22 protein-coding genes are annotated in these 23,619 nt (G+C 67.1%); 13 read left to right on the top strand and 9 right to left on the bottom strand.

Annotated elements, in window-relative coordinates; all coding sequences use genetic code 11:
• Position 1 precedes the first annotated feature (1 nt).
• From AC1RU4_RS22735 to AC1RU4_RS22710, 6 genes are all read left to right on the top strand, one after another.
• The gene (locus tag AC1RU4_RS22735; RefSeq protein WP_492893497.1) at positions 2-1,348 is read left to right on the top strand and encodes an amidohydrolase family protein; all 1,347 of its coding nucleotides are present in this window, start codon (positions 2-4) and stop codon (positions 1,346-1,348) included.
• Between the two features lie 30 nt (positions 1,349-1,378).
• On the top strand, positions 1,379-2,605 hold the full coding sequence (locus AC1RU4_RS22730; protein WP_492893495.1) for an amidohydrolase family protein: 1,227 nt from the start codon (positions 1,379-1,381) through the stop codon (positions 2,603-2,605).
• A 9-nt stretch (positions 2,606-2,614) separates the two neighbouring features.
• On the top strand, positions 2,615-3,823 hold the full coding sequence (locus AC1RU4_RS22725) for an amidase (RefSeq protein WP_492893493.1): 1,209 nt from the start codon (positions 2,615-2,617) through the stop codon (positions 3,821-3,823).
• A 16-nt stretch (positions 3,824-3,839) separates the two neighbouring features.
• Complete coding sequence (locus AC1RU4_RS22720) at positions 3,840-4,541, top strand: TetR family transcriptional regulator (RefSeq protein WP_492893491.1); 702 nt, start codon at positions 3,840-3,842, stop codon at positions 4,539-4,541.
• Between the two features lie 383 nt (positions 4,542-4,924).
• Positions 4,925-5,638: a RibD family protein gene (locus AC1RU4_RS22715; RefSeq protein WP_492893489.1), complete on the top strand. Its 714-nt coding sequence runs from the start codon at positions 4,925-4,927 to the stop codon at positions 5,636-5,638.
• Positions 5,628-6,200: a cytochrome b gene (locus AC1RU4_RS22710; protein WP_492893487.1), complete on the top strand. Its 573-nt coding sequence runs from the start codon at positions 5,628-5,630 to the stop codon at positions 6,198-6,200. Before AC1RU4_RS22715 ends, AC1RU4_RS22710 begins: the two co-directional genes overlap by 11 nt.
• A gap of 25 nt (positions 6,201-6,225) precedes the next feature.
• Here the strand turns inward: AC1RU4_RS22710 and AC1RU4_RS22705 are convergent, their stop codons facing one another.
• From AC1RU4_RS22705 to AC1RU4_RS22690, 4 genes are read right to left on the bottom strand one after another with little or no spacing between them, the layout of a single operon-like run.
• Positions 6,226-7,062 (bottom strand): class I SAM-dependent methyltransferase, encoded by an 837-nt coding sequence (locus AC1RU4_RS22705; protein WP_492893485.1) that lies wholly within the window; start codon positions 7,060-7,062, stop codon positions 6,226-6,228.
• Positions 7,059-8,105, bottom strand: coding sequence for a glycosyltransferase family 4 protein (locus tag AC1RU4_RS22700; RefSeq protein ID WP_492893483.1), 1,047 nt, complete (start codon positions 8,103-8,105; stop codon positions 7,059-7,061). The genes AC1RU4_RS22705 and AC1RU4_RS22700 overlap by 4 nt, the downstream gene beginning before the upstream one ends.
• The gene (locus AC1RU4_RS22695; protein ID WP_492893481.1) at positions 8,102-8,503 is read right to left on the bottom strand and encodes a 6-pyruvoyl trahydropterin synthase family protein; all 402 of its coding nucleotides are present in this window, start codon (positions 8,501-8,503) and stop codon (positions 8,102-8,104) included. The genes AC1RU4_RS22700 and AC1RU4_RS22695 overlap by 4 nt, the downstream gene beginning before the upstream one ends.
• Before the next feature lie 20 nt (positions 8,504-8,523).
• Positions 8,524-9,510 (bottom strand): zinc-dependent alcohol dehydrogenase, encoded by a 987-nt coding sequence (locus AC1RU4_RS22690; RefSeq protein ID WP_492893479.1) that lies wholly within the window; start codon positions 9,508-9,510, stop codon positions 8,524-8,526.
• A gap of 156 nt (positions 9,511-9,666) precedes the next feature.
• Between AC1RU4_RS22690 and mdoH the strand changes: the two genes are divergently transcribed.
• The 6 genes from mdoH (at position 9,667) to AC1RU4_RS22660 (ending at position 17,632) form a co-directional block, all read left to right on the top strand.
• Positions 9,667-11,481 carry a glucans biosynthesis glucosyltransferase MdoH gene (gene mdoH, locus AC1RU4_RS22685; RefSeq protein WP_492893477.1) on the top strand — a complete coding sequence of 605 codons (1,815 nt, stop codon included), beginning with the start codon at positions 9,667-9,669 and terminating at the stop codon, positions 11,479-11,481.
• A 225-nt stretch (positions 11,482-11,706) separates the two neighbouring features.
• Complete coding sequence (locus AC1RU4_RS22680; protein WP_492893475.1) at positions 11,707-12,906, top strand: quaternary amine ABC transporter ATP-binding protein; 1,200 nt, start codon at positions 11,707-11,709, stop codon at positions 12,904-12,906.
• A gap of 12 nt (positions 12,907-12,918) precedes the next feature.
• Positions 12,919-13,767 (top strand): ABC transporter permease, encoded by an 849-nt coding sequence (locus AC1RU4_RS22675; protein ID WP_492893473.1) that lies wholly within the window; start codon positions 12,919-12,921, stop codon positions 13,765-13,767.
• A gap of 72 nt (positions 13,768-13,839) precedes the next feature.
• Positions 13,840-14,694: a glycine betaine ABC transporter substrate-binding protein gene (locus tag AC1RU4_RS22670; RefSeq protein WP_492893471.1), complete on the top strand. Its 855-nt coding sequence runs from the start codon at positions 13,840-13,842 to the stop codon at positions 14,692-14,694.
• A 251-nt stretch (positions 14,695-14,945) separates the two neighbouring features.
• Positions 14,946-15,398, top strand: a complete 453-nt coding sequence (locus tag AC1RU4_RS22665; RefSeq protein WP_492893469.1) for a (2Fe-2S)-binding protein — start codon at positions 14,946-14,948, stop codon at positions 15,396-15,398.
• Positions 15,399-15,403: 5 nt separating this feature from the next.
• Positions 15,404-17,632 (top strand): xanthine dehydrogenase family protein molybdopterin-binding subunit, encoded by a 2,229-nt coding sequence (locus AC1RU4_RS22660; protein ID WP_492893549.1) that lies wholly within the window; start codon positions 15,404-15,406, stop codon positions 17,630-17,632.
• Here the strand turns inward: AC1RU4_RS22660 and AC1RU4_RS22655 are convergent.
• Positions 17,622-17,789 (bottom strand): hypothetical protein, encoded by a 168-nt coding sequence (locus AC1RU4_RS22655; protein ID WP_492893467.1) that lies wholly within the window; start codon positions 17,787-17,789, stop codon positions 17,622-17,624. The genes AC1RU4_RS22660 and AC1RU4_RS22655 overlap by 11 nt on opposite strands.
• A 265-nt stretch (positions 17,790-18,054) precedes the next feature.
• Between AC1RU4_RS22655 and AC1RU4_RS22650 the strand changes: the two genes are divergently transcribed.
• The gene (locus tag AC1RU4_RS22650; RefSeq protein ID WP_492893465.1) at positions 18,055-18,795 is read left to right on the top strand and encodes a class I SAM-dependent methyltransferase; all 741 of its coding nucleotides are present in this window, start codon (positions 18,055-18,057) and stop codon (positions 18,793-18,795) included.
• 88 nt (positions 18,796-18,883) lie between these two features.
• Here the strand turns inward: AC1RU4_RS22650 and AC1RU4_RS22645 are convergent, their stop codons facing one another.
• Genes AC1RU4_RS22645 through AC1RU4_RS22630 form a run of 4 tightly spaced genes read right to left on the bottom strand, consistent with a single transcriptional unit; the run spans position 18,884 to position 23,594 of the window.
• Entirely contained in the window at positions 18,884-19,963 is a 1,080-nt protein-coding gene (locus AC1RU4_RS22645) for a DUF2218 domain-containing protein (protein WP_492893463.1), read from the bottom strand.
• The gene (gene fhuB, locus AC1RU4_RS22640; RefSeq protein WP_492893461.1) at positions 19,956-21,929 is read right to left on the bottom strand and encodes a Fe(3+)-hydroxamate ABC transporter permease FhuB; all 1,974 of its coding nucleotides are present in this window, start codon (positions 21,927-21,929) and stop codon (positions 19,956-19,958) included. The genes AC1RU4_RS22645 and fhuB overlap by 8 nt, the downstream gene beginning before the upstream one ends.
• Positions 21,901-22,761, bottom strand: coding sequence for an iron-siderophore ABC transporter substrate-binding protein (locus tag AC1RU4_RS22635; RefSeq protein WP_492893547.1), 861 nt, complete (start codon positions 22,759-22,761; stop codon positions 21,901-21,903). The genes fhuB and AC1RU4_RS22635 overlap by 29 nt, the downstream gene beginning before the upstream one ends.
• A 41-nt stretch (positions 22,762-22,802) precedes the next feature.
• Positions 22,803-23,594, bottom strand: a complete 792-nt coding sequence (locus AC1RU4_RS22630) for an ABC transporter ATP-binding protein (RefSeq protein ID WP_492893459.1) — start codon at positions 23,592-23,594, stop codon at positions 22,803-22,805.
• Positions 23,595-23,619 lie beyond the last annotated feature (25 nt).

Below are 23,619 nucleotides of genomic sequence, written 5' to 3'. Positions count from 1 at the left end.
CATGCCGACGGCACCCGCACTCGACATCCTTATCGAGGATGTGCTGATCCTGACCGGCAACCCGGTCCGGCCCGTGATCACGCGCGGGCGCATCGGCACCTCCGGCAACCGTCTGGCGCTGGTGGAGCCGATGGACGGCGCGCCGGCTCCATCGGCCGCCACGACGATCGACGGCCGGGGGCTGCTCGCCATGCCGGGCCTGCTCAACGTCCACACCCATTCCGTACTGTCGCTGATGCGCGGCACGGCGGAGGATATGGGCTTCGCGCCGGCCTATACAAAAGGCGTACCGCAGGGCCACACCATCACACCCGAGGAAGCCGTCGCTCTGGCGCGGCTCGGCGCGCTGGAATCGCTGAAATTCGGTTCCACCCTCATCAACGACATGTATGTCCATGTCGAACATACGCTGCCGGCGATGGCGGAACTCGGCCTTCGGGTCGTGGCCAGCGACCGCATCCACGATGTTGACTTCGCCACGGTCTCGCAGGGCATCTGGACCTACGATGCCGGCATCGGCCGCCGCTCGCTCGATGCCTGCCTGGCCCTTGCCGAGCGCTATGACGGCGCGTTCGACGGCCGGGCGAAGGTGGTCATAGGTGCCCATGCGCCGGACACCTGCTCGCGCGACTTCCTCAGGGAAATTCAGGCGGCGAGCCAAAGCCATGGGCTTCCGGTCTCGACACATCTCTCCCAAAGCCAGCTTGAAGTCGATCTCATCCGCGAGCGCGACGGGATGAGCCCGACCGAGTTGCTGGACGATGTCGGGTTGCTCGACAGCCCCCTCATCGCCGCGCATTGCATCGTGATGAGCGACGGCGATATCGCCCGCGCCGGCGCTGCCGGCATCAATGTCGCCCATGTGCCGAAGGGCAATGCCGGCGGCGGCATGATGGCGCCGACGCGCCGGTTGCGCGACGCGGGCGCCAATCTGGCACTCGCGACCGATAATCTCCTGGGCGACATGGTCGAGGCGATGCGCTGGGCGCTCTGCATCGGGCGGCTGCAGACCGGAACGGTCGCGCCGGACTGGCAGCCGGAGGACGTGTTCGCCATGGCCACCATCAATGGCGCCCGGGCGCTCGGGCTCGGCGAGGAACTGGGCTCGCTCGATCCCGGCAAGAAGGCCGACATCGTGCTGATGCACATCGACCGGCCGAGTTTCGTGCCGCTGATCGACCCGCTGGGCAACCTCGTCCATTGCGGGCAGGGGAGCAATGTCCGTCATGTCATCGTCGATGGCGTGCTTCGCGTACGCGACGGCGGCACGGTGGGCATCGACGAGGCGGCGATCATGGCTGAGGCGCAGCTCGCCTCGGAAAACCTATGGCGGCGCGCGGCCGCCTGAAGGCTCGGCCCGCAGCAGGAGTGACGAGAAATGGATCTGATTGTCAGGAATGCCCGCCTCCCCAATGCGCCGGAGCGCACCGTCGACCTCGGCGTCGAGGGCGGCCGCTTCGTCGCCCTCGAGCCGTCGCTGGCGGCGGAGGGCGAGGAGCTCGATGTCGGCGGGCGGCTGGTGTCGCCGGGCTTCGTCGAGACGCATCTGCACCTCGACAAATCCTGCATCCTCGACCGCTGCCACGCCCAGCGCGGCGATCTGCCCGAGGCCATCGCCGAAGTCGCCAAGGCCAAGAAGGGTTTTACACCCGAGGACGTCTATGAGCGCGGCAAGCGCACGCTGGAAAAGTGCATCGCCAACGGCACCACGCGCATCCGCACCCAGCTGGAGGTCGATCCCGGCATCAGCCTGCGCGGGCTGGAGGGCGTGCTGCCTTTGATCGAGGATTATCGCTGGGCAGTCGATATCGAGATCTGCGTGTTCCCGCAGGAAGGCCTGCTCAACAATCCCGGCACCGACGAGCTGATGACCGAGGCGCTGCGGCGCGGCGCGCGGGTGGTCGGCGCCGCTCCCTATACCGACAGCGACCCGCACGGCCAGATCGACCGGGTGTTCGCCATGGCGCGCGAATTCGATGCCAATATCGACATGCATCTCGACTTCGGCCCGACCGCCGAGACGCTGGACCTCGACTATGTCTGCGAACTTGCCGACCGTTATCGCTGGGGCGGGCGCACCGCCATCGGCCACGTCACCAAGTTGGCGGCCGCCAGCCCGGAGCGCTTTGAAGCCGCCGCGCGGCGCATGAGCGGTGCCGGCGTCGCCCTCACCGTGCTGCCCTCCACCGACCTGTTCCTGATGGGCCGCGACCATGAGTGCAACCATACGCGTGGCGTGACCCACACTCACAAACTGCTGCACCACGGCGTGAATTGTTCGCTGTCCACCAACAACGTCCTGAACCCGTTCACGCCGTTCGGAGACTGCTCGCTGATCCGCATGGCGAATCTCAACGCCAACATCTGTCACATCGGTGCCACCAGCGACATTCGCGAGTGCTTCAACATGATCACCGAGCGTTCCGCCAAGCTGATCAATGCCGACGACTACGGCATAGCGGTCGGCAAGTCGGCCGACTTCGTGGTGCTGGATTGCGAAAAGACCGAAGAGGCGGTGGCCGAACTAGCCCCCGTGCTGTTCGCCTACAAGCGCGGCCGCCGCACCGTCTCCCGCCCGGCCGCGACGATCCATCGGCCGAACTGAGAGCCTGACATGTCGGATGATCCGCTCGGCGCGTTCTGCCGCGACAACAACGTCACCCGTGCCGGCGCCGCGCAAGGGCCGCTGCGCGGCCTCACCTTCGCGGCGAAGGATGTATTCGATGTCGAAGGCAGCCGCACCGGCTTCGGACATCCCGCCTGGCTGGAATCCCACCCGCCCGCGATCCGGACGGCAAGTGCCATCACCCGCCTGCTGGACGCCGGCGCCGATCTCGCCGGCCGGACCATCAGCGACGAGCTTTGCTACTCCATCGCCGGCGAGAACGTCCATTACGGCACGCCGACCAACCCCCGCGTCCCGAGCCGCCTGCCCGGCGGCTCCTCCAGCGGCTCGGCGGTCGCGGTCGCCGGCGGGCTGGTGGACTTTGCCCTCGGCACCGATTGCGGCGGCTCGGTGCGGGTGCCGGCGAGCTATTGCGGATTGTTCGGCCTTCGCCCGACCCATGGCCGCATCCCGCTCGACGGCGTTTCCCGCTTCGCCCCGCGCTTCGACACCATCGGCTGGTTCGCCCGCGATCCCTCGACGCTGAAGCGCGTCGGCGAGGTGCTGCTGGGCGGCGCGTCGGGGCATGGCTTCGAGCGCATGATCGTGCTGGACGATGCCTTTGCCCGTGCCGACGCGAGCGTGCGCACCGCGCTGGAGACCGGCCTCGACCTGATCGAGGCGCAACTGGGCGCCCGCGCTCATAGAACGCTCGCGCCGGATGGGATGGACTCGTGGCTGGAGAGCTTCCGCGTGGTGCAGGCCAGCGAGATCTGGGCGTCGCTCGGCGACTGGATCGCGCTGCATCGCCCGGTGTTCGGCAAGGGTGTCGGCGAGCGGTTCGAGGTCGCCTCCAGGGTCACGCCGGAGGTCGCGGCTGTCGCCCGCATCGAGGCCGACGCCATCGCCGCCCAGCTCGCCGGGCGCATCGGCGAGCGCGATCTGCTGTGCCTGCCCACCTCGCCCTGCATCGCGCCGCTCCGCGGCACGGCGTCGGATGCGGTGGAGGTCGACTATCGCCGACGCACCATGGCACTGCTCTGCGCGGCCGGCCTCGGCGGACTGCCGCAACTGACCATCCCCATCGGCACCGTTGAGGGAGCGCCGATCGGCCTGTCGATCATGGCGCGGCGTGGCAGGGATATCGACCTGCTGGACTTCGCCGCGAACACGTTCGCTTCTATATCGGCGGTTCCGCACCTGGCTGAATCGTCGTGATATCGTCCGAGGACACATGAAGACGCTCTTGCCGGACACCACCGAGACCGCGACGGAACCGCCGGGTGCCAAGCCCGTGGTGACGCCGGCGCGCGGCCGTGCGCCCAAGCGCAACGCCGCCGCGACGCGCCAGCGCATCCTGGACGTCGCGATGGCCGAATTCGCCGAGCACGGCTACAGCGGCAGCCGCATTGACCGCATATCGGGCACGGCCGACGTCAATGTCGGCATGATCTATCACTATTTCGGCAATAAGGACGATCTGTATCTGGCGGCTCTGGAGGCCTCCTACAAGATCATTCGCGATCGTGAAAAGACGCTCAACGTAACCAATGCCGACCCCATCTCCGCGATGCGGCAACTCATCGAGCTCACATTCGACTTCCTCAGTACAGATCCTTACTTCGTTCGCTTGATCATGAACGAGAACCTCATGATGGGCAGCATGGCCAAGCGATCGGCCACCATCCCGGATATGACGCAACCCTTGCTCGATTCCCTGCGGACGATCCTCAAACGGGGCCAGGCAGAGCACGTGTTCCACAAGGAAATCGACGCGGAGAATTTTTACGTCTCGATCCTGGGCCTGTGTTTCGTCCACGTCTCCAATCGCTACACGCTCGGCAGCATGTTCCAGCGCGATTTCGCCGACCCTTTATGGCTCAAGGAACGCAAGATAATTGTTACCGATATACTGACGAGTTACCTGACGGGGTGATTTGATACGGTTTTCCCGAACGTTCCGGCGCTGGCCGGCCCAAAATCGGGAGCACCACACTGGCAACCCCTGTCGCAATTGCCGGCAGGGGTTGCGCGATCTCCGACGAGGTCGGAGCGGTCAGGACGGCCGGGAGCAGCAGGGCCAACCGCGCTCAACCGACGTCTGGTCCCGCTCGCCAAACAAGCCTAGCATCCCGCGAGAAACGGCGTTGCGTGTCGACATTGGGACAGGTCCACTCATTTCACGCCGCGGCAGGAGATCAATCGCAATTCCATGGCGGATGTAATGTATGAAAGGCATAATTTCACGTCGCGCCACGCGTTCAAGCACGTCTGGCCTCTCCTCGTCGAGCAGCGGGCGGGTGCCCTGGAGCGACTGAAATGCTGGCTGATCCCCTGACCGCTCTCTACGAGCCCTTGCTGCGACGTCCCGGCCCCAAACCTTTCATCATTGCGCAAATTGGTCAGTCGCTCGACGGCCGCATCGCAACACCGACAGGAAAATCAAGAAATATCAACGGCTTTGCTGGACTCGACCACCTGCATCGATTGCGCGCGCTGGTCGATGCCGTCGTAGTTGGCGTCGGCACGGTGCTGGCCGACGATCCCCAGTTGACGACGCGGCGCGTCGAAGGCCGCAGCCCGACACGGGTCGTGATCGATCGCAGCGGCCGCTCCTCGCGCGATTCCAAGTGGCTGCGCCAGGATGGTTGCTATCGCATCGTTTTCTCGGAAAATCCGACAGGATGGCCGGAAACGGTCGAGCGTATCGGCACGGATCTCGAGCCGGACGTCTTCGAGCCTGCAAAGCTGGTCGCGGCGCTGGCGGCGCGCGGCCATCACAGGATTCTGATCGAAGGCGGAGCGGCGACGATCTCCCGCTTCATCGACGCCGGCATGGTCGATCGATTGCACATCTGCCTCGCTCCGATGATCTTGGGCTCCGGGCGTTCCGCCCTCGACCTCCGACCGATCGACAATCTGTGCGATGCGCTACATCCTCGCGCCCGTCCGTATTTGTTGGACGATGGGAACGTCGTTTACGATTGCGACTTGCGCAGCGATGCCGACGGGGGGACCCTTGATGACGCCTGATACAGCCGTCAGCGCGCAGGCCTCGGCTGCGCGCTACAGTTTCGCGGCGCGCGCGCTGCATTGGACCGTCGCCGCCTTCGTCGTCTGTCTGGTTCCGCTGGGGCTCTATATGGTCGCTCGCGGTGAGGCGACAAATTTCGATGCGCTGACGGGACAGCTATACGATCTGCACAAGCTGGCAGGCTTCATCGTGCTCTGGCTGATCGTTTTGCGCATCTTTGTCCGGGTCAGGCGCGGTGCGCCATCGCCTTTGGCGACGCTGACGCCGCTGGAGCGCATCGCCTCCGGCGCCGTGCATCATCTGCTTTACCTTTTGCTGCTGATCGTGCCGGTGCTCGGCTGGGCCGGGATTTCCGCGTATCCGGCGCTGAATCTCTTCGGTCTGTTCAATCTGCCGGGCATCCTGCCGGCCAATGAGCAACTGGCGAACAAGATCCTTGGCGTGCACGGCCTGCTGGCGCAGTTTCTGGGCATTCTGGCGCTGGTCCATGTCGCGGCGGCGCTGTTTCATCGCTTCGTAAAGCGTGACGGTTTGCTGCGGCGCATGTGGCCCCTCGACTGAGTGGCTTGAGGACGGCGTCCCGCCCTCAAGCCACGGCGAAGATATCCTTGTGTCCGATCATCACCTCCCCGGCGTTGGCTCGTTCACACGCCCAGGCCGTGAAGGCATCCGTCATTTCGGGTTCGATTTCGGCCGCGGCGGTGGCAAAGCCGGCACTGAGGGCCCCGACGAGCGACCTGTCGCCAGCCTCCAGCCGCCAGGGGCTGTCTCCCTGCCAGCTGCGATAGCCATGTTTGGCAAGCAGCGTGGAGAAAGCGCCGCTCGCGGTGGGGCCAAGTGCTGGCCCAAAGCCCTTGTCGCTGCGCTGGTGTCGGTTGAAGGCGGCCACGATGCGCTCGTCGAGCGATGACCCGGGTCGCCACCTGGCCAGACCGTCATAGTTCAGCACGGCGTAGAGGGGCACCCGGCGCCGGGCGCAGGCAGCAACGAGACGCTCCAGCCATCCCAGCGAAACCAGGTCGAACAGCGCTGCCGCCGTGACCAGATCCGGGGTGACTTCGCTGAAATGCAGATCCCGCGCCGTCAGGTCGGCGCATTCGAAGCTGACGCGGATCCGGCGACCGTCCTTGTCGAGCTGGATCCCATGATCGGTATCGCGCGCGCCGTCGGCCCAGGTGGCGAGGCTGCGTCGCGCCTCCACAAGAAGCCCGGCGTCGCCATCGACGAGATGCCAGTGCTGCCACGGCGGCAGGGACGGCGCGAGTGCACGCAGATTGGAGCCGGTGCCGCAGCCCAGATCGACGACCGTGAGCGAAGTCCGCTCCGCGAAATGCTCGCGGACCATGCCCTCGACCTCTCGGTTGCGGGCAGCATGGTCGATCGGCTCGCGCAGCGCCAGCCAGCCGGGATCGAAGCCGCTCATCCCGAGATGTCCCGCATGGTCGCCATGACGATAGCTGCCGTCTCCGGCCATCTCGGCAGCGCGTGCGCCTGTTCCCACGCCGTGTCCGCCATCATTCGGCGCCGGTGCGGTTCGTCCAGCAATCGGCCGATGGCCTCGGCGAGGCCACCGGCATCGCCCGGGGAGACCAGCACCGCCGTATCCGGCGGCAGGGTTTCCTCAATGGCGCCGGCGCGGGTCGCCACAATCGGCAAGCCGCGCGCGACGGCTTCGGTCAGCACCATGCCGTAGCCCTCGAACAGGGAAGCGGAGACGAAAATATCGGCCGCGTCATACTCGCCTTCCAGCGCCGCATCGGGGACTGCGCCGGTCAGGACGATCCGGTCCGCCAGTCCGCGCGCCGTGATCCGGGCTCGCAGCGCATGAGGCTCCCCGGGGTCGCGGTGCGTTGCACCGACGATATGGCAAATCCAGTCTCGAGAACGCAGGGCATCCAGCGCTTCGACGAGCACGTCATAAGCCTTCCGCGGGACTACCGCGCCGACTGCGAGGATGCGCGTCGGCGTCGACGTGCCCCTCGCCCGCGCGGCCGGCTCGGTGCCCGGCACCGCGACGACGAGCTTTTCCCGGCCGACCGCATAGTCCCGTACCAGCAGCCGGGCGGTCGTGGGGCTAGTGGCAATCACCGCCGTCGCTTCAGCGAGTGCCGCACGCTCGCTTGCGAGCAGATGTGCCTGCTGCACCGCGTTCAGCCCGGTTTCCAGGGCGAGCGGATGATGGATGAGCGCCGCCAACGGACGACGGAGCTCACGCAGCGTCTCGGGCGGCAGCGCGCCCATGGCAAGCCCATCGACGAGCACCGCCTGCCCCGCCGGCAGGGCATGCAGAAGGGCCTCGCTGCGCGCGAGCGCCTCCGGCGAGGGAAACGGAAATCCATCCGGCAGGGCCAGATGCATCGCATTGCAACCGGCACGCCGGCATTCCGCCATGACGCGTCGATCATAGGCATAGCCGCCGGTGGGAAGGCCGAGATCGCCGGGAATTGCGAACGCAAAATCCTTCAAGCGATATTGCCCTCATAGCTGGCGCGCGCGAGGTCGGTTTCATGCAGGGTGACGCGGATCCTCGCCAACCCCTGCCCGTCTTCGCCCAGGGCACCGTCGCGGGCGGCCGCGGCGATTGCATCGAAGATGTGCTTGGCAATGAATTCGGTCGTCGTGAGCTTGCCGGCGAACATCGGCAGCGCGTCGAGGTTCTGGTAGGCGAGCGGCCGCAGGGTCTGCTTCAGGACGTCGAGCGCGGCGCCGATATCGACCACCACGTTCTTCGCCGTCAGCATTTCGCGGAAGAAGGCGACATCGACCACGAATGTCGCGCCATGCATGCCCTGCGCCGGGCCGAAGAACGCATCGGGCAGCGAATGGGCGATCATGATGCGATCGCGGACTTCCACACAGAACATCGCCAGCCTCCTGCTTGCCATCAATCATAGGTGAGCAGGATCGCCAGGGCGTCCGGCTCGTCATTCAAAAGTTGCGGCAGTCGCGCAGGGGCCTGCGCGAACGGCACGCGGTGCGTGATCAACCGGTCGAAACGCGCATCGGCGAGCAGGGAGAGCGCCTTGGCGAGCCGGCGAGAATGAGACCAGCGTGGCCGGCGCTCCTGCGAAACCGCGCCGACCTGCGAACCGATCAGGCGCAGGCGCCGGCTGTGGAAGCTGCCGCCCAGTCCGACCGTCGCTGCGCGCGCGCCGTACCAGCTCACCTCCACGATCTTCGCTTCGAAGCCTCCCGCCGCCAGCGCGGTCTGCAGGCCGTCGGCGCTTGCACTGGTGTGGAAGACGATGTCGGCATCGTCGCCAATCTCGGTCGGCAACGCGAAATGCGCGCCGAATGCCGCCGCGACGCCCGCCCGCTCGGGCCGCACGTCCACCAGCGTCACGTCCGCGCCCGGGAGACCCGCCGCGAGTGCCGTCAGCATCAGGCCGACCACGCCGCCGCCGACAATGGTGATCCGGTCGCCGGGTCCCGCACCCGCATCCCACATCGCATTCAGCGCCGTTTCCATGTTCGCGGCGAGCGCCGCCCGCTGCGGAGGAATGTCGTCGGGCACCGCCACCGCGGCCGAGGCGGGAAGGCGATAGACGTCCTGATGCGGATGGAGGGAGAATACCTTGCGCCCCCTGAGCGCATCTGGACCGGCTTCGACAACACCGACGCTCTGGTAGCCGTATTGCACGGGGAACGGGAATTCCCCCTGCTGGAACGGCGCCCGCATCCGCTGGAATTCGCTTTCCGGGACATCGCCCTGCAGCACCAGGCGCTCGCTGCCGCGACTGACGCAGGAGGCCAGCGCCCGCACGGTCAGCAGGTCGGCTTCCGGTTCGGCCAGCATGCCCGTTCGCAGTTCGTAGCGCCCCGGCGCGATGCACCAGAGCGACTGCGCCGATATAGGGTCAGGTGCTGGCATCGGCGGCCGAATTCCCTTACCGAGCGGACCTTCGCATCGCGGCAGCAGACGATGCGATGCTCTCGACAACATGATGCACCACCAGCATCCGGTTTCGTATAAACCAAGTCGGGTCGCCCGCAAGTTTCACATCGTTCATTCGCAGAGTCTGTCGGCATGAGTCAGGGTGAAGAGTTCGCGGCGGTCCTGTCGCCGGCGAACGCGATTGCGGCCGGACTGACCCCCACCGGTGTGCAATCGTCACGGCTGCTGGCTCGTCGGCGGGCCCTCGTGGCCGCGCTCAACGTGCTGACATTCGCCGGCCTTGTCCTGGCCTTTTCCAGGCTGCTCGGGGCGGGCGGGTGGACGCATCTCGACATGCTGCTGCTGCTTGCGTTCTGTATTTCGATGCCCTGGACGATCCTTGGATTCTGGAACGCGCTGCTGGGCCTCTGGCTGCTGCATGGATCGGTCGACCCGCGGCAGGCGGTTTTCCCCTATGCTGGCCGGGCGCCTGACGATGGCCCCGTCACGGCGCGGATCGCGATCCTGATGACCCTGCGCAACGAGGATCCGTACCGCGCCATCGCCCGGCTCCGGTTGATGCGGGACGACCTTGAACGCAGCGGCGCCGGCGCGCATTTCGCCTATTACGTTCTTTCGGACACGACGCGTCCCGACATCGCTGCTGCCGAAGAGGCGCTGTTCGAAAGCTGGCGATCCGAGGCCGGCACGGGCGCAAAGCTGCATTATCGCCGTCGCAGCGACGGCACCGGCTACAAGGCCGGCAATATCCGCGACTTCCTCGATCGCTGGGGCGACGACCACGATCTGATGCTCGGCCTCGATGCCGACAGCTATCTCGGGGCGTCGAGCATCCTGCGCATGGTCCGCATCATGCAGGCCAACTCGATGCTCGGAATCCTGCAGAGCCTGGTCGTCGGCATGCCGTCGCGCTCCGCTTTCGCACGCATCTTCCAGTTCGGCATGCGTCACGGCATGCGCTCCTACACGATGGGCGCCTCGTGGTGGGCGGGGGATTGCGGGCCTTACTGGGGGCACAATGCGGTCATCCGCGTCGCTCCCTTCAAGGCGCATTGCCACCTGCCGGTGCTCCCCGGCGATGGCCCGCTTTGCGGTCCTATTCTCTCGCATGACCAGATCGAGGCCGTGCTGATGCGCCGCGCCGGCTACGAGGTGCGGGTGCTGCCGGAAGAGATCGAAAGCTACGAGGAAAACCCGCCGCATCTGACCGAGTTCACCCGGAGGGATCTGCGCTGGTGCCAAGGCAACATGCAGTACTGGCGCCTGCTCGCCATGCCCGGCCTGAAGCCGATGAGCCGTTTTCAGATCGCCTGGGCAATCCTGATGTATCTCGGCGCCTTCACCTGGATCGCGTTCATGGTCCTCGCCACGCTGAAGGTCTTCGATACGGAACCGATCGACGAACCGTTTCCGGCCGCGCTTGGCCTCGGCCTGTTCCTGACCACCTTCGCCATGAGCCTGACGCCAAAGCTTGCGGGCCTTCTCGACGTGCTGCTGCGCCGCGAGGAACGACGGCGCTATGGCGGTAGCGGCGTGCTGATGCGCGGCGCCCTGCTGGAATTCCTGTTCGGCATCCTTCTCGGGCCCGTCATCGCCTTCCGGGTGGCGATATTCATGGTCGGGCTCGCCTGCGGCAAGACCGTCACCTGGGAAGCGCAGGCCCGCGACGCCGAGCGCCTGTCATGGCAGACCGCCCTCGCCGGCCTCTGGCCTCAGTTCCTGTTCGGGCTTCTGCTGGCGACGACACTCTGCGCCTTTGCGCCGTGCGCACTCATCTGGGCCGCGCCGCCGCTCATAGGCCTGCTCTGCGCCGTACCTTTCGCCGTGCTGACCGCCGAGCCATCTGTCGGGCGCTGGCTGATCCGCCACGGCCTCTGTGCAACGCCCGAGGAACTCTTGCCTTCGGCCCAGATCGAGACGCTGACGGGAATGACGAAGCCGGCGTGAGACGCATGCATGGCGACCGGACCGCCTCGCAGGAGCTGAGGCCCAGTTCGTAACCAGGCCCGCCACCATGCCCATCGAAAGCATGATCGGCACCGCGCCCGGTACCCCGATAATTCCGGCAGCAGACGGACCGGCGTTTGTCGTGTTTGTTGCGGCGATTGTCGCATCCGTCCAATCGAGACGGCGCTCATGCACAGGACACTTCCCTAAGTGAAAGGGGAGTGCATGACGCAGAAGCAGCCACGCATCAGGGTCAATGGACTGACCAAGATCTTCGCGGACGACGCGGGCGCTGCGCTGTCGCTGCTGCGAGCCGGCCAGAACCGAGCCGACATCCAGAAGGCGACCGGCGCCGTGGTCGGGCTGCAGGATGTCAGCTTCGACATTGCCGAGGGCGAGATCCTGGTGGTGATGGGCCTGTCGGGATCGGGCAAGTCGACCTGCCTTCGCTGCATCAACCGCCTCATCGAGCCGACTGCCGGCACCGTGCTCGTCGACGATGTCGACGTCACCAAGCTCAACGAGCGGGAATTGATGGATTTCCGCCGCACTCGTTTCGGCATGGTCTTCCAGCAATTCGCGCTTTTTCCCCACCGCACGGTCTTGAAGAACGTCGAGTACGGCCTCGAAATCCAGGGCGTCTCCGTGTCCGCACGCCGCGAGCGGGCGATGGCCGCCCTGGAGACCGTGGGCTTGAAGGGCTGGGACGGGCATTTCCCGTCGCAGCTGTCCGGCGGCATGCAGCAGCGCGCCGGCCTCGCCCGCGCGCTGGCGCTCGATCCCGATGTCCTGCTGATGGACGAGGCCTTCAGTGCGCTCGATCCGCTGATCCGCCGCGATATGCAGCAGGAACTCGTGGCGCTGCAGCGGCGGCTGAAGAAGACCATCGTCTTTGTCAGCCACGATCTCGACGAGGCGATCGCCTTGGGCGGCCGCATCGTGCTGATGAAGGATGGCCGCGTCGTGCAGCAGGGCACGGCGGCAGATTTCCTCGCCCACCCGGCGGATGACTATGTGCGTCGCTTCGTCGAGCATATCGACGTGCTCGGCGTCGTCACCGCGGGCGACGCGATGCGCGCGCCATCGGCCGTGAAGCCCTGGCACAGCACGGCGGCGGAGGCGCTCGCCCGCCTCATCGAGACCGGCGAGCCGGTCGTTACCGTGGTCTGCCAGGACGGTCGCTTCCAGGGGACCGTCGATGCCGGGACGCTGGAGGCAGCCGGCCAGACGGAGCTGCGCCTGCTGCTCAGCGATACCGACGCCTGCGTGCCGATCTCGGCCACCCTCAACGAGACCGTCGCCAAGCTGGCGGCCGGGCGCGGCGAGATCGCCGTCATCGACGAAGACCGGGCGTTGCGCGGGGTGATCGCCAATGCCGACCTTGTGGCCACCCTCGCGCGTCGCCACGCGCACGCGGCACATTGAGGGAGACCGACGATGGCGCTTGAGATTCCCCGCATTCCCCTCGCCGAGTGGTGCGACATCGCATTGGATTGGGCGACCGAGCATTTCTCGGGCGTCACGCGGGCACTCAGCGCCTTCGTCGGCACGGGCATCGAATGGACGACGGACCTGCTGGTCGGCCTGCCGCCCTGGCTGGTGATCATCGCTTTCGGCCTGGCCGTGTGGCGGCTGACCACCGCGCGCATCGCGCTGTTCACCATGCTCGGCTTCGCGTTCCTGTGGAATCTCGAATTGTGGCGCGCCACCCTGCAATCGCTGGTGCTGGTGCTGGTCTCGACGGCGTTCGCGCTCGCCATCGGCATCCCGATCGGCATCGGCGCGGCGGTGAGCCGGCGTTTCTGGCGTGTCGTCGCGCCGGCGCTCGACATGATGCAGACCATGCCGAGCTTCGTCTATCTCATCCCCGCCATCCCCTTCTTCGGCCTCGGCGCGGTCTCGGCGTGCTTCGCCACCATCGTGTTCGCGATGCCGCCCACCATCCGCCTCACGGCGCTCGGCATCATGCAGACGCCGCCCGAGCTGGTGGAGGCGGCCGACGCCTTCGGCTCGAGCCGCTGGCAGAAGCTGTTCAAGGTCCAGCTTCCTCTCGCCATCCCCACCATCATGGCCGGCATCAACCAGACCATCATGCTTGCGCTCTCCATGGTGGTGATCTCCGCGATGATCGGCGCCGGCGGGCTGGGCGGAGAGGTGTGGAAGGCCATCCAGCGGCTGGAGGCCGGCCAGGGCTTCCAGGCCGGCATCGCCATCGTGGTGCTGGCCGTCATTCTCGATCGCATCACGCAGCACATCGCCCGCCACATGCGGCGCGACAAGGCGTGACAACTGCGAACAACGGAAGCGTTTCAACGACTTCCGGCCATCAACATCACCATTCCAGACCGGAGTCAGCTCATGTCCATCCTCGGTAAATTCACGAAGACGGCCGCCCTCGCCGCCACCGCCCTCGGCCTCGCCATCGGCGCGGCGCAGGCGGAGAAGAAGGACCTCACCATCGCCTATGTCGAATGGTCGGACGCGGTGGTCGCGACCAATGTCGTCAAGGCCGCACTGGAGGAGAAGGGCTACAAGGTCAAGATGGTGCCGCTCTCCGGCGCCGCGATGTGGCAGGCGGTCGCCACCGGCGAGGCCGATGCCATGGTTGCCGCCTGGCTGCCGGCCACCCACGCCGCCTACTACGCCAAGCTGAAGGACAAGGTGGTCGATCTCGGGCCGAACGTGACCGGCGCCAAGATCGGCTGGGCGGTGCCGACCTATGTCGACATCGCCACCATTGAGGACATCAAGAAGGATCCGGCCAAGTTCGGCGGCAAGGTGATCGGCATCGACCCCGGCGCCGGGCTGATGAAGGCGTCGGAAAAGGCGATCAAGGACTACGAACTGCCGGTGAAGCTGGTCGAGGGTTCGGATGCCACCATGGTCGCCGCGCTCAAGGACGCCTATTCGAAAAAGGAGCCGATCGTCATCACCACCTGGACGCCGCACTGGATGTTCGCGACCTGGGACCTGAAGTATCTCGCGGATTCGAAGGGTGTGTTCGGCGGCGAGGAGACGGTCAACACCGTCGTTGCGACCAAGCTGAAGGAAGAAGCTCCCGTGGCCTATAAGATCCTCGACAATTTCACCCTCTCGCTCGCCGACGAGCAGGCGGTGATGGTCGAGAACAACAAGCCCGGTGCCGATCCGGCCGCGACCGCAAAGGCATGGGTCGACGCCAACAAGGCCAAGGTCGACGCCTGGTCCAAGTGACGGGAAGGGGCGGCGATCGGGGCGGGCGACCTGCGTCCAGGCAACGATCGCTCCCCGACGCCGGCCCTATTCCGATCGATGACCCCCCGTGACGAACCGGCGGCAGGCGCCGTTGCAGTCACGGACTGGTGATTAGATGACGATCATCATGAAGCCTAGCATTTCGCTGGGAGCGCAGAGGTGTTTGCCATCGGCCGGGAGTTCGATGGCATGCGTCCGCGCGTCCTCATCCCTGAAGGAGAGGGCGACACATGAAATTCACACTCAATGGATCTGAACGCACCATCGAGGCAGATGGGAACATGCCGCTACTATGGGCATTGCGTGACGTGGTCGGACTGACCGGTACAAAGTTCGGCTGCGGCGCGGCGCTCTGCGGCGCGTGCACCGTCCATGTCGACGGCGCGCCCGTGCGCTCGTGCCAGACGGCGCTGTCCGACGTCGAGGGAAAGAGCGTCGTCACGATCGAGGGTGTCGGCGGCGAGGTCGGCACCGCCGTCGTCGTGGCGTGGCGGAAGCTCGATGTCGTGCAGTGCGGGTACTGTCAGTCCGGCCAGATCATGTCGGCGGTCGGGCTGCTCAGCGAGAACCGCAAGCCCACCGACGAGGACATCGATGCCGCGATGGACGGCAATGTCTGCCGCTGCGCCACCTATCAACGCATCCGCGCCGCCATCCACGACGCCGCCTCGAACCTCGCGTGAGCGCCATGCACATCATCAAGCCCGCAGACTACGCCCGGATGCTTGAGCGCCTCGCGCCCGCACCGGCTGTTGCAACTCCGCTCGGCGCCACCTCGCGCCGCGGCTTCCTCAAGGCCGCCGCCGCCGTGTCCGGCGCACTGGTCATCGGCGTGCGCCTCGGCCCGTCCGAAGCCCTTGCCGCCGCGCCGACCGACGGCCCGATGCCGAACGCGTTCGTAAAGATCGCGCCGGACAGCACGGTGACCGTGTTGATCAAGCATCTCGACATGGGTCAGGGCGTCACCACCGGCCTTGCCACTATCGTGGCCGAGGAAATGGACGCCGACTGGAGCCAGATGCGCGCCACCTTCGCGCCGGCCGACGCCCAGCTCTATAACAATCTGCTGTTCGGACCGGTCCAGGGGACGGGCGGCTCGACCTCCGTCGCCAATAGCTGGGAGCAACTGCGCAAAGCCGGCGCCGCCGCGCGCCAGATGCTGATCGCGGCCGCGGCCGAAAAATGGAAGGTCCCGGCCGAAAGCATCACCATCGAGAACGGAACGCTGAAGAGCGGAACCCACACCGCCAGCTTCGGCGAACTGGCGGGCGATGCCGCCCGGCAGCCGATCCCCGGCGAGGTGAAGCTCAAGGATCCGAAGGATTTCAAGCTGATCGGCACGCGCCTGCCGCGTCTCGATTCGGCCGACAAGACCGACGGCAAGGCGATCTACGCGCTCGACATCCGCCGCCCCGGCATGCTCACCGCGGTCATCAAGCGCCCGGATCGCTTCGGCGCGACGGTGAAAACCTTCGACGCCACCGCGGCCAAGCAGGTGCCGGGGGTGGTCGATGTGGTGGCAGTGCCCAACGGCGTCGCCGTATTGGCGCAGAACACCTGGGCCGCGATCCAGGGCCGCGAGGCGCTCGCCACCATCGAATGGGATGAGAGCAAGGCGGAGAACCGCGGCACGGCCGAGCTGTTCGACGAGTACAAGAAGCTCGCCGACACCGCGGGGCATACCGCTGCCAGGAAGGGCGACGCCGCCAAGGGCATCGCCGGCGCCGCCAAGACGGTCGAGACCGAGTTCGCCTTCCCCTACCTCGCCCATGCTCCGATGGAGCCGCTGAACTGCGTGATCGAGAAGACCGGCGACGGCGTCACCATCTGGACCGGCTCGCAGTTCCAGACCATCGAACAGGCGGTCACCGCCGGCATCATGGGCCTCAAGCCCGAACAGGTGAAGATCGAGACCCTGTGGGCCGGCGGTTCCTTCGGCCGGCGGGCCAACACCGCCGCCGACTATGTCGCCGAGGCCGCCACCATCCTCAAGGCCATCGACGGCCGGGCCCCGGTACACCTGGTCTGGACCCGCGAAGACGACATCAAGGGCGGCTACTACCGGCCGATGTTCTACCACAAGGTCCGCGCCGGCGTGACCGCGGAGGGCAAGATCGCCGGCTGGGAGCAGCGCATCGTCGGCCAGTCCTTCATGATCGGCACGCCGTTCGAAGCCTTCGCGGTGAAGGAGGGCGTCGACGGCACCTCGGTGGAGGGCGCGGCCGACACCAATTACGACATCGGCAACTTCATGGTGGAACTGCATTCGCCTGAGGTGAAGGTGCCCACCCTCTGGTGGCGTTCGGTCGGCCACACCCACACCGCCCACGTGGTCGAGGTGACGGTCGACGAGCTGGCCCGCGCCGCCGGCCGCGACCCGGTCGAGTTCCGGCTCGAACTGCTCAAGGACCGGCCGCGCCACACCGCCGTGCTGAAGCTGCTTGCCGAGAAGGCGAACTGGGGCACCAAGCCCGGCACCGGCAAAGGCCGCGGCCTTGCGCTGCACGAGAGCTTCAACACCGTGGTCGGCAGCGTGATCGACGTCTCGGTGGTGAACGGCCAGATCAAGGTCGACAAGGTAGTGTGCGCGGTCGATTGCGGCATCGCCGTCAACCCGGACGTGATCGTCGCCCAGGTCGAGGGGGGCGTCGGCTTCGGGCTCGGGGCGGCGCTGCACGACGAGATCACCCTGGACAAGGGCGTTGTGGAACAGGCCAATTTCGACAGCTACATCCCACTGCGCATGTCGGAGATGCCGAAGGTGGAGGTGCATATCCTGCCCTCCGCCAACGCGCCGACCGGTATCGGTGAACCGGGCGTACCGGGCGTCGCCCCGGCGCTGTCCAACGCCATCTTCGATGCCACCGGCCAGCGGCTGCGGTCGCTGCCGTTCCGGCTCGAGGATTTCAAGGCGTGATCTGAACGAGATGAATGGCCGGCATGTTGCCGGCCATTTTCTTCTGCCCTGCCTGAGCGCCACTGACGTGCTTCGCTCCCTGGCATCCGTCGATTAATCGGATCACGGAATCTCCCGTCAGCTTGAGCCGGCCATGCGCGACGGGCTCGCGGCGCATGGTTTCGCTCGCACGCCACCCTCGCCGCATCGAATGCCTGCCAACAGAATGGCGGACGCGCGGGCGGGCGACATGGGCCTCCCGGACGATGCGCAGAATGCCGTCAGGCCGGGGCCGCCGGGATTCCGGCGAATAATTCATGCGTCTTGCAATAAACCTTATGCGGATCGATGCCTCGCCCTTATTGAACCGGCCATAAGTTGCTCGATCGGCTCGGAACCAAAGCATGCAAACCCCAGCGATGCCCGCACCGCAGAGGCTCGATATGTTCGGCATCATCGAGCAGGTTCAGGGCAGCACGCCCTGGGGCTCCATGCTGGACGCCGGGACAGGCGTGCGATCCGCCTCATGGATGAGCGGCCTACCATCCTCGAAATGGACTCTCGTCAGCGCCGATCCCGAGCATCTGCGCCTCACCGAGGAGGCTGTCTCGGCAAGGCGGAGGCCGCAGGACCGGGCCGTTTTGGGCAACTGGCAGGACGCGGCGCTTCTCGCCGGCGAACGATACGATACGGTTCTGGCCGAATATCTGCTGGGTGCCGTCGAAGGATACGCCCCCTACTTCCAGAGCGAGCTCTTCGCGCGGTTGCGGCCGCTGGTCGGCGGCCGGATCTATGTGATCGGGGTCGACCCTTATATCTTTGGCAAGGCCGACGACGAGGCTGGCCTGCTGGTACAGGCGATCGGCCGGCTCAGGGATGCCTGTGCCCTTTTGGCCGGCGTACTTCCCTATCGGGAATATCCGGCCGAATGGGTCATGCAAAGGCTGGAACAGGTCGGGCTTCGCATCGTCTTCGCCCGCCGCTTCCCGACCCGCTACGACATCAAATGGGTGGATCGGCAATTGCAGGATATCCGGCAGTTGATCGCCCTGATCGACGACGATACCGCCAGGGCCTTGACCGTTCGGATGGACGGCCTGTCCGTCCGAGCGACGCAGCTTCTGGCCACGCGTGACGGGCTGAGCCATGGCCATGACTATATGATCGCCGCGGTGCCGAACTGAGCCGACGCGCCGAAGGTGCCGCCGCCCAGGAAACAGCGGACGGTCGATGCCGGACGGCTTGACGGCGGGCTCGATCGCCGATGCGGCGTCAGTCGCCGAGGTCGACACCCTGATGGCCCAGACGCCAGTAAGCGGCGATCAGGCAACGGCTTTTAGGAAAGCCCCGTTCCTTCATGACGTATCCGCGCAGGGCGCGCGCCGTCTTTTGTTCGCAACCGGCCCACACGAAGGCGTCGTCGCAGGCCGCAGGCCAATCGACAGCCCTCACGGCTTCATCAAGCAAGGTCGTCGTGCCGGGCGCCGCGCCGTCGCGATGCAGCCATCGGAGATCGAGCCGCGCGGTCGAATACAGAGGCTGGCGTTCGCTCTCGCTCGCGACTTCGAGGCGGATGACGGCGTGTGCGTCGGCGGGAAGCGCCGCCGCCATGCGGGCGATGGCCGGAAGTGCCGTCTCGTCGCCGGCGAAGAGATACCAACTCGCCGGCTGAATGCCGGCCCCGCCGGGACCGAGCAAGCCCACGGCATCGCCGGGCGACGCGAGGCGCGCCCAATCCGCGCCGGGGGTGGACGTCCCCTCGTGCAATACGACGTCGATATCGAGCGTGCCGGCCTCGCGGTCGATAGCGCGGATGGTATAGACGCGGCAGGTCAGGGCGTCCTCGCCCTTCGGCCAGACGGTGCGCCCATCCGGGGCGGCGTGCGGCCATATTGGCACGCGGCCGACCGGTGGGATCAGCACGCGCACATGCAGGCCGTCATCCCTGTCGAAATGCGCGATGTCGGCCCCCTTGAGCGTCACGCGCCGCATGCCCGGCGTGACGGAGCGCGAACCGACAATCACCATTTCGCGGAAGAACGGAATGGCGGCAGTCGCCTCGCCCGACCAGACGAAGGAGAGCGCTTTGCCGGGAGCGAACATCACGAGATGGTCGGCGATGGCACTCTTGACCACATAGAGCGCGGTATCGTCGAGGCCGCCGGCGCGCACATGCAGGGCGCCGGGCACCAGTTCCAGCGCGGCAAAGCCGAACTGGTTCTCGATGCGCCCGCCATTGTCGCTGAGCGTGACGGTGCCATGCTCCCCGAAATGCCGGCACAGCATGTCCAGCATGGCGCGGGGATCGGGCAGTTCGATGCGGGTCTCGGCGGTGAGCATGGGTTCAGTCACGTTGCTCGTCTCCGCGCCTCAGCAGCCAGATGAGATAGGGGCCGCCGATCAGCGCCGCGAACAGGCCGACCGGCACCTGATAGGGGAACACCACGACGCGCGACAGCCAGTCCGCCAGAATCAGCAGCGCGGCGCCGATGAGGATGGCGGCAGCCAGCTGGCCGATCCCCCTCGTAAAGCCCAGAAGTCGGGCCAGGTGAGGACCTATGAGGCCGACGAGGCTCAGCGGGCCCACCACGAACGAGGCCATGGCCGACAATGCGGCGGCGAACAGCGCCAGCACGATGCGGGCGCGGCGGGCGGGGACGCCGATGCCGCGGCTCGCATCCATGCCGAGCGGCAATATGTCCAGCCAGCGGCCGAACAGAAAAAGCGGCACGATGAGCACGATGGCGGAGATCGCTGCCGTCCACGCCTCGAACGGGCCGACGCGGTTGGTCGAGCCCGACATCCAGACCAGCAGCAGGTAGGCGGAGATGCCACCGCTCGCCAGCACGGTGGTGAGGATGGCCATGCATAACGACCCCATGGCGATGCCGGCCAGCAAGAGCCGCTCCGGGCCGAGGCCGGAGCGGGCGGAAATCGCTAGCATGGCGAGCAGCACCACAAGCGCCCCGGCCGCCATGCCTGCCAGCAGCATCGAGGGGCTGGAGGCCCCAAGGGTCAGCAGGACGACGGCAAGCCCGACCCCGCCGCCGGCGCTTACTCCGAGCACTTCCGGGCTCGCCATCGGGTTGCCGGTCATGCGCTGCATCAGCGTCCCGGCAGCCGCCAGCATCGCCCCGGCCGCTGCCGCCGCGGTCAGGCGCGGCCCGCGGAACGGCAGCAGTTCGTCGAACAGCGCGCCGGTGGCGATGTGCCAGCCCTCGAAGGAGCGGCCCGCCGCCAGCGCAAAAACGCCCAGCGCGATGCAGAGGACGGCGAGCACCGCCAGCGCCCGGCCGGGATGGCGCCGCCTGACGGTATTGGGCGCACGCAGCGCGTGGCGGGCGCGATCCGTGCCGTGGACGCGGGGCAGCAAATAGAGCAGCAGCGGCCCGCCGAGCAGTGCGGTGGCCGCGCCCGTGGGTGCGAGATCGGCAAAGCCCGAGCCCGCCAGCTGCACCGTGCTGTCCGCCAGCGACAGCACGATGGCGCCGATGAAAGGCGCGACGACAACGATCTGCCGCGACGTGCGTGCGCCCGCCAGCCGGGCGAAGGCCGGAGCGGCGAGGCCGACGAAGCCGACGATGCCGACCTCGGCCGTAACGGTGGCCGCCAGCCAGACCGCGACCGCGACGACCGCGACCCGAGTAGCGAGAAGACCGATGCCGAGGCTGCGGGCGCCTGCATCGTCCAGCCCGAGAATGGCGAGGGGACGCATCAGCAGGAGGGTGGCGAACACGCCGACCCCCAGCCTCGTCCCGATGGTGGTCGCGGCGTCCCAGTTCTGCTGGTTCAGCGCACCGGCGCCCCAGATGAACAGCGACATGACATACTCGCCCCTGGCGAGGATGAGCGCGGCGCCGAGTGCGCCGGCGGTCAGCGAGATCATCATGCCGGCGAGCACGACGGTGACGGGATCGAGTCCACGCCGCCAGCCGAGCGCCAGCACGAGGAGGGCCGCGCCCGTGCCGCCGGCCAGCGCCACGCCCTCGCGCGAGGCTTCAACGAGGGACGGGGCGAAGGCGATGGCGAGGGTCAGCGCCAGCTGCGCACCCGAGGCGATGCCGAGCGTCGAGGGATCGGCGATGGGATTGCGCAACACGCGCTGGAGCAGCGCGCCCGACAGGCCGAGCGCGGCACCGGCAAACAGCGCCGTCGCGGCGCGCGGCAGTGTCGCGTGCCATAGCAGGATGTCGTCGAGGCCGGGGACGGACGGGCGCGTCGCCGCCACCGTGCCGATGGCGAGCGCCGCCATCAGGCCGAGTGCGGCCCAGAGCCTGTTGCCGCGTGCGTCAGTCACCGGAATTGCCCTTGGCAGCATAAGGCAAGGCGTTGACCAGCAGGCGGGCGAGGCGGGCGGCCGCGGGCAGAGCGCCGAACGGGTTGGCGGAAGGCAGCATCAGCACGCGGCCGGCACGCACCGCGGGCAGCGCCTTCCAGAACGCGCCGCGCTCCAGCACCGGCACGGCCTCCGGCGGCACCGGGGCGACGATGACGATCCAAGCCTCCTCATAGCGCGCCAGCGTCTCGATGCCGATGGGTGCGGCGGCGGAATAGCTGGTCGGCCGGTCCCAGGCGTTCTTCAGGCCGAGCTTCTCGACCGCCTGCCCGAAGATGCTGTCGAAGCCGAAAGTACGGAAATGCCGGCTGTCACCGAGATTGATCGGCAGCACCGCCCGGCCGTCGCCGGCGCCCAGCCGCGCGCGCAATCTGGCGAACAGCGCGTCGGTGTCGGCGATCAGCGCCTCCGCCTGCGCGTCGCGTCCGAGGCGCCTGCCGATGGCACGGGTCATCTCCAGAACCGGGCCATAAGGCGACGTGCCGGGCGCGAAGACGGTGAACTCCTCGACGGGCGCAATGCGCGCGAGGCGATCGTTCGACTGGGCGTAGAAATTCGAATTGAAGATGATGTCGGGCCGCGCCAGCAGCAGCGTCTCGAAATTCGCCAGCCCGCGCAGGCCGAGATCGGCGACGGATGCGGGCACGGGGGGCTCGACCACGACCTCGCGGAACTGCAGCAGTTCGGTCGCCGCGACCGGGACGTTGCCGAGCGCGAGCAGGGTCTCCAGGATGGCCCAGTCCAGCGTGGCGGTACGGGTCGGGACGGCGGCGACGGCCGGCAATGCGCGGGTGGCCGCGAGGCCGGCCCCCATCGCCAGAAGCCGCCGGCGGGTCCAGAACGGCGGAGACGCACTCACGCGACGTAGCCGATCGGCTCGCCGCTGGCGGGGTGGTTGAAGATGCCCATCGGCAGGCCGTAAATGCCGGTCAGCATTTCGGGGCTCATGATCTCGTGCGAGCGCGCATGGGCGATGACGCGGCCGCCGCGCAGCGCGATGATCTCGTCGCAGGTGCGCACCGCCAGATTTATGTCGTGCAGAACCACGACGACGGCGATGCCGCTCTCGCGCGCGAGATCGCGGACCAGATTGAGGATGTCGTGCTGGTGGGCGATGTCGAGCGCCGAGGTCGGCTCGTCCAGCAGCAGGCAGCGCGGATCCTGCGCCAGCATCAGGGCGAGCCAGACGCGCTGGCGCTCGCCGCCGGAAAGGCTGTCGACGATGCGGTTCGCCAGCGACTCCAGCCCGGTGCGGCGGATCGCAGCCTCGACCTTGTCGGCATCGTCATGGGTGAAGCGGCCGAGCATGCCGTGCCAGGGATAACGGCCCAGCGCCACCAGCTCACGCACGTTCATGCCGTCGGCAGCCGGGGTGAACTGCGGCATGAAGGCGACGTTGCGGGCGAATGCGCGCTCGCTCCAGCCGGCCAGGGGCTTGCCGGCGAAGCGCACCCTGCCGTCGGCCGGCGGCAATTGCCGGGCGAGGATGCGCATGAGGGTGCTCTTGCCGGAGCCGTTCGGCCCGACCAGCCCGTAGATCCGCCCGGCCTGAAGCGTCAGGCTGAGCGGCGCCAAAATCTCGCGCCCCGGCACGGCATAGGTGATGCCGTCGAGCTGGTAGAGGGGCACGTCGTCTTGCATATGCATGCGGCAGATCAGGTTGGGGCCGGCC

The sequence above is a fragment of the Ancylobacter sp. GW821-FHT10E12 genome, from assembly GCF_058809335.1.
Note: the sequence above shows the minus strand (reverse complement) of the source record. Positions and strands in the feature narration are given on the sequence as shown.